This window comes from Pararhodobacter oceanensis, assembly GCF_003076755.1.
In the GTDB taxonomy this organism is placed as follows: Bacteria; Pseudomonadota; Alphaproteobacteria; order Rhodobacterales; family Rhodobacteraceae; genus Pararhodobacter; species Pararhodobacter oceanensis.
This window is the reverse complement of the sequence record NZ_QDKM01000001.1, coordinates 99,953-111,871: the sequence shown is the minus strand read 5'-3', so window position 1 is coordinate 111,871 and position 11,919 is coordinate 99,953. Positions and strand designations below refer to the sequence as shown.

Annotated in this window: 6 protein-coding genes and 1 tRNA gene; 5 read left to right on the top strand and 2 right to left on the bottom strand. The window is 63.1% G+C overall.

The features are described from left to right. Positions 1-152: 152 nt before the first annotated feature. Positions 153-2,558 (top strand): endopeptidase La, encoded by a 2,406-nt coding sequence (gene lon / locus DDE20_RS00510; protein WP_116556496.1) that lies wholly within the window; start codon positions 153-155, stop codon positions 2,556-2,558. Between the two features lie 178 nt (positions 2,559-2,736). After that, on the top strand, positions 2,737-4,701 hold the full coding sequence (locus DDE20_RS00505; protein WP_116556495.1) for an oxidoreductase: 1,965 nt from the start codon (positions 2,737-2,739) through the stop codon (positions 4,699-4,701). Between the two features lie 32 nt (positions 4,702-4,733). On the opposite strand, the gene DDE20_RS00500 is transcribed toward DDE20_RS00505, so the two are convergent. Then, positions 4,734-5,177 (bottom strand): PACE efflux transporter, encoded by a 444-nt coding sequence (locus DDE20_RS00500; RefSeq protein ID WP_116556494.1) that lies wholly within the window; start codon positions 5,175-5,177, stop codon positions 4,734-4,736. A gap of 491 nt (positions 5,178-5,668) precedes the next feature. Between DDE20_RS00500 and DDE20_RS00495 the strand changes: the two genes are divergently transcribed. After that, positions 5,669-5,743: transfer RNA gene (locus DDE20_RS00495), tRNA-Val, on the top strand. Positions 5,744-5,784: 41 nt separating this feature from the next. Here DDE20_RS00495 and DDE20_RS00490 read toward each other — a convergent pair. Continuing rightward, the gene (locus tag DDE20_RS00490; RefSeq protein WP_165814375.1) at positions 5,785-7,152 is read right to left on the bottom strand and encodes a 3-deoxy-D-manno-octulosonic acid transferase; all 1,368 of its coding nucleotides are present in this window, start codon (positions 7,150-7,152) and stop codon (positions 5,785-5,787) included. Between the two features lie 316 nt (positions 7,153-7,468). Here DDE20_RS00490 and parE point away from each other — a divergent pair, with 316 nt between their 5' ends. Both parE and DDE20_RS00480 read left to right on the top strand, forming a co-directional pair. Beyond that, a complete protein-coding gene (gene parE / locus DDE20_RS00485) occupies positions 7,469-9,421 on the top strand; it encodes a DNA topoisomerase IV subunit B (RefSeq protein WP_116556492.1) in 1,953 nt (650 codons plus the stop codon). Positions 9,422-10,098: 677 nt separating this feature from the next. After that, positions 10,099-11,916: an ABC-F family ATP-binding cassette domain-containing protein gene (locus tag DDE20_RS00480; protein WP_116556491.1), complete on the top strand. Its 1,818-nt coding sequence runs from the start codon at positions 10,099-10,101 to the stop codon at positions 11,914-11,916. Positions 11,917-11,919: the final 3 nt, after the last annotated feature.

Here is an 11,919-nt window from a genome sequence, read left to right as displayed (position 1 = left end):
GCATTCCCTGCAAACTCCTGCCACAGTAGACCTGCATTGCTATGCGGATGGGCAGTTGAAATTCCGCGCGAAGCGCCCCAAATATACCAGTGAACAGGGGGCGGCACGCTAGATGCAGCGCTCGCCTCCGAAACAAATGAGTTGAGGATAGTATGTCAGGTCAATCAAACAGTTTTGCTGTGTTGCCGCTGCGCGATATGGTTGTGTTCCCGCATATGATCGTGCCGCTGTTTGTCGGGCGCGATAAATCGGTGCGCGCGCTGGAAACCGTGATGGGCGACGACCAGCAAATCCTGCTGGCCGCGCAGACCGATCACGCCGCGGATGACCCCGATGAAGAGGGGATCTACCGCACCGGCGTTCTGGCCAACGTGCTGCAATTGCTCAAACTTCCCGATGGCACGGTGAAAGTGCTGGTCGAGGGCAAGACCCGCGTGCGGATCACCGAATACGTCGAGAATGAAGATCATTTCGAGGCGATTGCCGAAGAACTCGAGGAACTCGATGGCGATGAAGCCACCGTCGAGGCGCTCAGCCGTGCGGTTCTGGATGATTTCGAGCGCTACGCCAAGATCAAACGCAATGTCCCCGAAGAGGCGCTCGCCGCGGTCTCGGACGCCGATGAGCCGGGCCGTCTGGCCGACCTCGCCGCCGGTCACCTCGGCGTTGATGTGCCGCGCAAGCAGGAGTTGTTGGAAACCCTCGACATCGGCGAGCGGCTGGAAAAAGTTTATGGCTTGATGGAGGGCGAGATTTCCGTCCTGCAGGTCGAGCGCAAGATCAAATCCCGCGTCAAAACCCAGATGGAGCGCACCCAGCGCGAATATTACCTGAATGAGCAGATGAAAGCCATTCAGAAGGAGTTGGGCGACGGTGAGGACGGGCAGAACGAACTGGCCGAACTCGAGAATAAGATCAACGAGACCAAACTCTCGAAAGAGGCCCGCGAAAAGGCCGAGGCCGAGCTGAAAAAGCTCAAATCAATGTCGCCGATGTCGGCCGAAGCCACGGTTGTGCGCAACTATCTCGACTGGCTGCTGGCGCTGCCGTGGGGCGTGAAATCCCGCGTCAAAAAGGATCTGGGTCGCGCCCAGAAGGTGCTGGATGAGGATCACTACAGCCTTGAAAAGGTGAAGGAACGCATCGTCGAATACCTCGCGGTGCAATCGCGCTCGGCCAAACTCAAGGGCCCGATCCTCTGCCTTGTCGGCCCTCCGGGTGTCGGTAAAACCAGCCTTGGCCGCTCGGTCGCACGGGCCACGGGGCGCGAGTTTATCCGCATCTCGCTGGGCGGCGTGCGCGACGAATCCGAGATCCGCGGTCACCGCCGCACCTATATCGGCTCGATGCCCGGCAAGATCATTCAGGCGCTGAAAAAGGCCAAGACCACCAACCCGCTGATCTTGCTCGATGAAATCGACAAGATGGGGCAGGACTTCCGCGGTGATCCGGCCAGCGCCATGCTTGAAGTGCTCGATCCGGAACAGAACGCCACATTTGTCGACCATTATCTCGAGGTGGAATACGACCTCAGCGACGTGATGTTCCTGACCACGGCGAACTCCTACAACATGCCCGGCCCGCTGTTGGACCGGATGGAGATCATCCCGCTGTCGGGCTATACCGAGGACGAGAAAACCGAGATCGCGCGCCGTCACCTGATGCCGAAAGTGATCAAGAACCACGGGCTGAAAAAAGACGAACTCAGCGTCTCGGAAGCGGCAATGACCGCAATTCTGCGCCATTATACCCGCGAGGCGGGGGTGCGGAACCTCGAGCGTGAACTGTCGAAACTGGCGCGTAAGGCGGTCACCAAGATCGTCAAGCGCGAGGACAAGCAGGTCGAGGTCACCGACGACAACCTGTCCGATTTCCTCGGCGTCCAGCGCCATAAATTCGGGCTGGCGGAAACCGAGGACCAGATCGGCGTGGTCACCGGTCTGGCCTGGACAAGTGTCGGCGGCGAATTGCTGCAGATCGAAGCGCTGAAACTGCCCGGCAAGGGGCGGATGAAGACCACCGGCAAGCTTGGCGATGTGATGAAGGAAAGCATCGAAGCGGCGAATTCTTTCGTGCGCTCGATTGCCCCCGAAATCGGCGTCAAACCGCCGCGGTTTGACACGATGGACATCCACGTCCATGTGCCCGAGGGCGCGACGCCCAAGGATGGCCCCTCGGCCGGCGTCGGCATGGTGACCTCGATTGTCTCGGTTCTGACGCAGATTCCGGTGCGCAAAGAGGTCGCTATGACCGGCGAAGTGACCCTGCGCGGCAACGTGCTGGCGATCGGCGGATTAAAGGAAAAACTCTTGGCGGCTCTGCGCGGGGGCATCACCAAAGTGTTGATCCCGATGGAAAACGCCAAGGACCTGCCCGAGATCCCCGATAACGTCAAAGACGGGCTGGAAATCATCCCCGTTAGCCATGTGCGCGAGGTTCTGAAACACGCTCTGGCGCGCGAACCTGAGAGCATCGAATGGGATGAGGCCGCCGAAGAGGCCGCGATGGCCGCACGGCTTGAAGCGCGCAACGAAGGGCCTGCGCAAACCGCGCATTAACCCTTTCGACCCCGCATTAACCCTAAACCCCCCGAAGGCAACTTCGGGGGGTTCTTTCATGCCCGAACGCCCCTTTCGCTTCGCCGCCGCTCTGCCTAAACTGCGCCGGACACCAAATGCCCGCGTCTCAACTCCGCGCGCTAAGGCATTGAAATACAAGATAAGGACGCGCCAGAGCATGACTGCCAGCCACTTCCCGACGCTCTTCTCGCCGCTGCAACTGGGCGATCTGACGGTGAAAAACCGCATCGTCTCCACCGGCCATGAAACCAACCTCGCGCAACACGGGCAGATGGGCGAGGCGATCATTGCCTACCACGAGGCCCGCGCCAAAGGCGGCGCCGGTCTGATCGTCACCGAGGTCGCGCTGGCCCATTCCAGCGGCGTGTTTGTCGCCGAACCGATCCGCGTTGATGGCGACGATTGCATCCCCGGCTACCGCAATCTCGCGCAGGCGATTCACCGGCATGATTGCGGGCTGATCGCGCAGCTATTCCACCCCGGACGCGAGATTGTCGCCTCCGAAGATGGCACCGCGCCGGTCTCCTATTCCGCCTCGGCGACGCCGAATGAGCGCTTTCACGTGATGCCCCGCGCCATGCAAATCGAGATGATCCGCGAGGTGATCGCCGGTTTTGGTGACGCCGCGCGCCGCATGCAGGTGGCCGGTCTCGACGGCGTCGAAATCGTCGCCTCCCATGGCTATCTGCCCGCGCAATTCCTCAATCCGCAGGTTAACCAGCGCGAGGATGCTTACGGCGGATCGCTCGACAACCGCACCCGTCTGATCCGCGAGATTGCCGCCGATATCCGCGCCAAAACCTCCCCCGGTTTCGTCATCGGTCTGCGCATTTCCGGCGATGAGCGCAGCCACGACGGGATGGAACCCGGCGAGATCCAGAGCGCCATCGCGGGCATCGCCGCCGAGGGCAATCTGACCTATGTCAGCCTCGTCGCCGGCTCCTCCGCCACGCTCTCGGGCTCGGTCCATATCGTGCCGCCGATGCAGGAGGCCACGGGCTATACCGTGCCGCTTTCTGAGGGTCTGAAAACGCGCATCTCGCTGCCGGTGATCGTGACCGGCCGCATTAACCAACCGCAGGACGCCGAGCGTATTCTCGCCGCCGGTCACGCCGATATGTGCGGCATGACCCGCGCGATGATCTGCGATCCCGAGATCGGCAACAAAGCCCGCGAGGGCCGCATCGACGACATCCGCGCCTGTATCGCTTGCAACCAGGCCTGCATCGGCCATTTCCACGCCGGCTACCCGATTTCCTGCATTCAAAACCCGGTCAGCGGCCGTGAATTAACCTATGGGATGGTTAACAAGGCCCCGCATGGTAAACGCATCATGGTTATCGGCGGCGGGCCGGGCGGGATGAAAGCCGCCGCTATCGCCGCCGAGCGTGGCCATGAGGTCACCCTGTTCGAGCGCGACGCGCAGCTCGGTGGGCAGGCACGTTTGGCCCAGCTATTGCCGACCCGCGCCGAGTTCGGCGGCATCATCACCAATCTGACCCGCGAGATGGAATTGGCGGGTGTGACACTGCGCAAATCCACCGAAGTCGACGCCGCATTAATCAAGGATTTCGCCCCAGATGAGGTGATTGTCGCCAGTGGCGCCACCCCGCGCTGGCCCGATTTCGAGGGCCGCGATACCGCCCATGTGGTCGACGCTTGGCAGGTGCTGCGCGGTGAGGCGAATGTCGGCGGCGCGGTGCTGATCGCCGATTGGCGCTGCGATTGGGTGGGCATCGGGTTGGCGGAAATGCTGGCGGGGCAGGGGCGCTCGGTGACGCTGGCGGTGAACGGCTATATGCCCGGCCAGCGCATCCAGATGTATGTCCGCGACGCCAGTATCGGGCGTTTGCACAGCCTCGGCGTCAAGGTGATCCCCTATGTCCGCCTTTACGGCGCCGATGAAGATAGCGTATATCTTCAACATCTTATGAGCGGCGAGCCGGTGATCTGCGAGGGGATCGACACGCTGGTTCTGGCGCAGGGCCACACCCCCGATAACGCCGTCGAGGCGATGCTGCGCGACATGGGCGTTACCCATCATCTGGTCGGCGATTGTATCGCCCCGCGCACCGCCGAAGAGGCGGTGCTCGAGGGGCTGCGCATTGGGCGCGCGGTCTAAAGCCAACGCGCGCGCCCGCTGTCTGGCGCGCGTCAACCCTGCTGCGCGGGCTCGGCCTGACGGGCATCGGGGATCGGAAAGACCACGTCATAGATCCAGTTGAACACGAAGGTATAGACCAGATAAAACCCCGCGAACGACAGGTCCATAATCAGCGCCTGCCAGAGCGTAAGCCCCAGATACCACGCGATAAACGGCAAGAGGACGGTCAATAATCCGGCCTCGAACAGACAGGCATGCAGCACCCGCAGCCGCACGGTTTTGCGGGTGTGGCCTAGGCGCCGGTGCATGATCCGGTCAAAGCCCAGATTAAACAGATAATTCCACATGGTCGCGATGCTCGCGCCGACAATGGCGACCACGCCGATCTCATGCATCGGCGTGTTGAAAATCCACGCGCCTGCGGGGGTGATGATCAATAAGCCGATGATTTCAAAGGATATCGCGTGGCGGATACGGTCTGCGGTTTTGCGCATGAATGCTCCTGATCAGGATCGGGCCGTCCCGTTTGCAAGTCCCGTGCTTGGGGGAGGTCGTCCTCACTTGCGGCGACCCTAGCCAATGCGCGGGGGGATTCCAAGCCGAAGGGCATGGCGGTGAGGGAAGAGTCTGGGTTGGGGGCGCGGATCCCCTCGCCAGAGCGCGCGGGTAGTAAGCGCAAAGGGGCGCACCCGACCCTGGGGGGGGCGCACCTATGCTTCCCGCAACGCGCTGCACTCGAATGCATGCATGACATTCCCAATGCACCCGACATCGCCAGTGCGCCCTCCCGGGGGGAGGGTCGGGCGCGGCCCGTGGTGGCCACGGGCCTGACAGCAGGGGCGTTAACCTTAACGGCAGATGTTAACCCTTGTTGTTAACCTACCCCCGCTTTGTTAACCAATTCACCCGCCCGCCGAGGAATTTTGCCGCATCCCGCGTTTTGCCTCTTGAGCCTGCGTCGATCTGCGCATAGATAGCCGCCGTGGGGCGATTAGCTCAGCGGTAGAGCGCTTCGTTCACATCGAAGATGTCAGCGGTTCAAATCCGTTATCGCCCACCATTCCCCTTTTCCGCTCTGCCCCCGATGCGCGCTTTCGCGCGTCAACGCGCCGTGCCGCGCGGCGCCGTCAACGCCTGCAGTGCCGTATAGCTGCGCGCACTCGCACCTAGATGGGTCGCGTTGAACCCTGCGGCGCAGGCGGTAAAACCGGCCAGCGCGGCGGGGTCACCAAGCAGCGCCTGCAACCGTGTCGCCATCGCCTGCGCTGAAGGGAAAATCTCCAAAGCCCCGGCCTCGATCGCGTCGAGCGCCGGATAGGTGATGCCAAAGATCGACTCGCCCATCACCACCGGTTTGCCCTGCGCCAAGGGCTCGATGATGTTATGCCCGCCCTGCGCCACCAGACTGGCGCCGACAAAGACCAGATCGGCCATCGCATACCAGATGTTCATCTCGCCCAGCGAATCCGCCAACAGGAGGTGCGGCGTCGGCGCATCTTCCAGCGTCAGATCCGAGCGCCGCGCGTGGGCGATCCCGGCCTTGTCCAACTGCTCGGAGACCGCGTCAAACCGCTGCGGGCTGCGCGGGGCCCAGATGATCCGCGGTGCCGAGGGATGCGCCAGCAGCGCGGCCAGAACCGGCAGCAGCAAGGGTTCTTCCGCCTCGATCGAACTGGCAATCAACAGCACCGGCGCCGCGCCCCATGCCGTGCGCAGCCGCTGGCCCAAAGCGGGTTGCGCCGGATCGACCCATTGATCGAATTTCAACTCGCCAACCAACCGAATTCGCGCGTCCTCGACACCGGCGCGCAGATAGCGGTCGCGGTAGGTTTCGGATTTCGTCAGCACCAGCGAGAACAGCCGCAAAAGCTCCAGCCGCACACCGCCCAAGCGCTTGGAATCCCGCGCAATTGTGCGTTCCAGCAGATTGCCGTTGACCTGCGCCATCGGGATGCCCAGCCGCCGCGCGACCAGCAATTGCCCCGGCCAGAGTTCGGATTCCACCACCAGCCCCAGCTTGGGCTGTGCCCGCCGCAGCATCCGCGCCAAGGCCCATGACAGATCCAGCGGCACATAGCGGTGCACCACCGACACCTCGGGAAACAACCGCAGACCCTCCTGCAATCCGGCAGGCGTGGAATGGGTCAGCAAGACCGGCACGCCCTGCTCCAAAAACCGCCGCACCAGCGGGCTGACCGCGCGGGTCTCGCCCAGAGAGGCGGCGAAGATCCACACGCCGCCCTTGGCCCCAACCGCGCCGCCGCCAAACCGCTCACCCAGCCGCTGCCGGTAGGCCGGTTCGCGCCTGCCGCGTTGCCACAACAGCAGCAGCATCACCGGCAGCGCCAGATGCAGCAAGACCTGCCAGAGCGCCGCCACCAGCCGCAACCGCCAGCTGACCGGAAGCGCCCCGATCTCTGCCTGCGGCGCAGCCGATCCGCCCGCCATCCCGTCCAGCCGTTGCACCATCTGACCATCCAAATCTATCACCGGCACGGTCAACCACATTTGCCGCGCCAATGCCAGTGGCGCGCTGTCCTCTGCCCCCCCTCGCGCCGCCAAAACCGCCGCCAGAACCACCGAGGCCAGCGCCCGCAAACCGCACCCGCGATTTGCCCCGCGATCCGCGCGCCGCTGGCCATGAGGCCCGCAAGGCACAGCCACCCGCCCGATGCTCCGCTCGATGCGCCACCCGATGCCCGCTGTGCTGACTGCTTGCGCAGACGCCCGCCGGATGGTCTATTACAGGCCACAAAGAAACGCCCCACAAGAATCGAGCAGCCCGATGTCCGACCTCCTTTCTGGCCAGTCAGAAGCCTATGACGCATCCTCAATCGAGGTCCTTGAGGGCTTGGAACCGGTCCGCAAACGCCCCGGCATGTATATCGGCGGCACCGATGAACGCGCGCTGCACCATCTGGTCGCGGAAGTGCTCGACAACTCGATGGATGAGGCCGTCGCCGGTCATGCCAACCGCATCGAGGTGGAATTGCACGCTGATTACGCGGTGACCATCCGCGACAACGGCCGCGGTATTCCGATTGATCCGCATCCGAAATTCCCCGATAAATCCGCGCTCGAGGTGATCCTTTGCACGCTGCATGCGGGCGGGAAATTTTCCGGCAAAGCCTATCAGACCTCGGGCGGGTTGCACGGGGTCGGGGCCTCGGTGGTCAATGCGCTGTCGGATCATATGCGCGTGGAAGTCGCCCGCAACCGCGAGCTCTTCGTGCAGGAATTCTCGCGCGGTCTGCCGCAGGGGCCGGTGGCCAAAGTCGGACCGGCACCGAACCGTCGCGGCACCTCGGTGACCTTCCACGCCGATGAGGAGATCTTCGGCTCGCACCGGTTCCGCCCGTCGCTGTTGATGAAAATGGTGCGCTCCAAAGCCTATCTGTTTTCGGGCGTCGAGATCCGCTGGAAATCCGCCATCGAGGACGGTGACACGCCGATGGAGGCAAGCTTCCACTTCCCCGGTGGTCTGGCCGATTACCTTGGCGAGACGCTGGGCGGCGCCTCGACCTATTCCGACCGCCCCTTTGCCGGCACCGTCGAGTTTGCCGAGAAGTTCAACGCCCCGGGCAAGGTCGAATGGGCGATCAACTGGACCCCTTCACGCGACGGCTTCATCCAGTCCTATTGTAACACCGTGCCGACCCGCGAAGGCGGCACCCATGAGGCCGGGTTCTGGGCCGCGATCCTCAAGGGGATCAAAGCGTATGGCGAGCTGGCCAATAACAAAAAAGCCAGCCAGATCACCCGCGACGATCTGATGACCGGCGGCTGCGCGCTGGTCTCGTGTTTTATCTCGGAACCCGAGTTTGTCGGCCAGACCAAGGACCGTTTGGCCACCACCGAGGCCAGCCGCATGGTCGAAGGCGCGGTGCGCGACCATTTCGACAACTGGCTGGCCACCGATCCCAAGGCGGCAGGCGCGATCCTTGATTTTCTGGTGCTGCGCTCTGAGGAGCGGCTGCGGCGGCGGCAGGAAAAGGAAACCCAGCGCAAGAGTGCCACCAAAAAGCTGCGCCTGCCCGGCAAGCTGGTCGATTGCTCGGCGACCAACCGCGCGGGCACCGAATTGTTCATTGTCGAGGGCGACTCGGCCGGTGGCTCCGCCAAAATGGCCCGCGACCGCAAGACCCAAGCGCTCTTGCCCCTGCGCGGTAAAATCCTCAACGTGCTGGGTGCGGCCTCGTCGAAAATGGGCCAGAACGCCGAGATTAATGATCTTTGTCAGGCGCTTGGCGTTGGCCTCGGCTCGAAATTCCGTGTAGATGATCTGCGCTATGACAAGATCATCATCATGACCGACGCGGATGTCGATGGCGCGCATATCGCGGCGCTGTTGATGACGTTTTTCTTCACCCAGATGCGGCCGATGATCGACCACGGGCATCTCTATCTCGCCTGTCCGCCGCTGTTCCGCCTGACCCAGGGCGCGCGGCGGGTCTATTGCATTGATGAGGCCGAGAAAGACGCCTATCTCGAGCGTGGTTTGGGCGGCAAGGGCAAGATCGACGTCTCGCGGTTTAAGGGTCTGGGCGAGATGGACGCGAAGGATCTGAAAGACACCACGATGAACCCCGAGACCCGCAAATTGATCCGGGTGAGTATCGACGAGGATTTCCCCGGCGAGACCGGTGATCTGGTCGAGCGGTTGATGGGGAAAAAGCCCGAGCTGCGGTTCCAGTATATTCAGGAAAACGCGCGGTTTGTTGAGGATGTGGATGTGTAACGCGGGGTAATTTCTGCCCTCAATTCATCCGCACCACCTCCACCCTTTCGCCCCATGCTCGTGCCCCGCACGAGCAGCGCCGACCCGCCCCTCCGGGGCGACGCTCCGCTTTGCCCCGGCGTGTCGGCGCACGGTTGAAATGACAGCACTCACAGCGCAGATATCACAGTTCTACTTCAAACCAGCCCAACCCATCGCTCCCTATGCCCGTGCCCCGCACGGGCAGCGCCGACCCGCCCCCTCGGGGCGGCGCTCCGCTTTGCCCCGCGTGTCGGCGCACTGCTGAAATGACAGCACTTACAACTCAGTTATCCCCGTTCCACTCTCATCCAGCCCAACCCATTGCGCCCAATGCCCGTGCTTTGCACGGGCAGCGCCGAACCGACCCCACGGGTCGGCGCTCCGCTTGCCCCTCGGTTCGGCGCGCGGTTGCACTGGCAGTTCCCACGACGCACACATAAGCGTTTCGCGTCTTTCCCCAGTATCAGGCCACGTAGCCAAACCCGCACCCCCTCCAACGGTGCGTGCAAGCACACACCCTACGCCCCGCATCATGCTTTCCCGTTCCTTAATCCGACAGGCTAACCCGTTGATTTCCCTCAATCCCGCACCTGTCCCACGCGCGGGACAATTCACCACCCCTTGACCGCCGCAGCGCAGCGGGATAGCTCGCGCTCATGGCTCCTACACCTCTTTTGCAACTCAATAATATTTCGCTGACCTACGGCGGAAATCCCCTGTTCTCGGGGCTTGATCTGGTCATCCAACCCGGTGACCGGCTGGCCCTTGTCGGCCGCAACGGCTCGGGGAAATCCACCTTGATGAAGATCATGGCCCGGCTTGTCGAACCCGACAGCGGGGCGCGGATTCTCACGCCGGGAACCCAGGTCGGCTATATGGAGCAGGACCCGGATTTCTCGGGTTTCGCCACCCTCGGCGACTACGCGATGCAAAGCCTCGACCCCTCGGAAGCCTATAAAGTCGAGATCGCCGCCGAGGGCCTCGCCTTTGATCCCGAGATCGCCGTCGAGACCGCCTCGGGCGGCGAACGCCGCCGCGCCGCGCTGGCGAAACTTCTCGCCGAAGCGCCGGAATTGATGCTGCTGGACGAGCCCACCAACCACCTTGATATCCACGCCATCGGCTGGCTCGAAGCCCGCCTGCGCGAGACCCGCGCGGCCTATGTCCTGATCAGCCACGACCGCGCCTTTCTCAACGCTTTGACTCGCGCCATGCTCTGGGTCGACCGCGGCGTGGCACGACGTCTGGAACAGGGGTTCGCCGGTTTCGAGGATTGGCGCGACAAGACCTGGGAAGAAGAAGACGACGCCCGCCACAAGCTCGATCGCAAGATCAAACACGAGGCGAAATGGGCCGTCGAGGGCATCTCGGCGCGCCGCAAACGCAATCAGGGCCGGGTCCGCGCCCTGCAAGCCCTGCGCGCCGACCGCGCCTCGCAAATCCGCCGTCAGGGCACCGCCGCGATGGCGCTGGATGCGGGCACCCAATCGGGGAAACTGGTGGTTGAGGCCACCCAGATCAGCAAGTCCTTTGACGGCGTGCCGATCGTCCGCGATTTCGACCTGAAAGTGCTGCGCGGCGACCGCGTCGCCTTTGTCGGCCCCAATGGCGCCGGCAAAACCACGATGCTCAACCTGCTGACCGGCAAGCTTCAGCCCGACAGCGGCACCATCCGGCTGGGCACCAATCTTGAGATGGCGGTGTTCGACCAGACCCGCGCCCAGCTTGATCCCAACGCGACACTCTGGGAGAACCTGACCGGCGATCCCCTGATGCGGGTCAGCGGGCAGGCCGATCAGGTGATGGTCCGTGGACGGCCCAAACATGTGGTCGGCTACCTCAAGGAATTCCTCTTTGACGACGCCCAGGCCCGCGCCCCGGTGCGCAGCCTCTCGGGCGGCGAACGCGCGCGGCTCTTGCTGGCGCGGATCATGGCGCGCGAGAGCAATCTTCTGGTGCTTGACGAGCCGACCAACGATCTTGATGTTGAAACGCTGGACCTGCTGCAAGACCTGCTCGGCGATTACCCCGGCACCGTGCTGCTGGTCAGCCACGACCGCGATTTCATCGACCGCGTGGCCACGACAACGCTGGCTTTTGAGGGCGGCGGTAATGTCGTTGCCTATGCCGGTGGCTGGTCGGATTATCAGGCGCAAAAAGCCCTGACCGCCCCCGCCGCTATGCCAGCCCCCGCTGCCACTTCGCGCGCCTCTGCAAAACCCGCCGCCACCGCCGCGCCGGTGGTTTCGGGGCTGACCTTCACCGAGAAGAAACGCTTGGCGGCGCTGCCTGCGGAGATCACACGGATCGAGGCGGAGATCGGCAAATTGTCGGAACTCCTCTCCGACGCTGATATCTACACCAGCGATCCGGTGAAAGCCGCGAAGGCCGCGCAGATGCTCGAGCAGCGTCAAAAGGCGCTTTCTAAGGCCGAGGATGAATGGATGGAGCTGGAAGAGCGCGATCAGGGCTGAGCC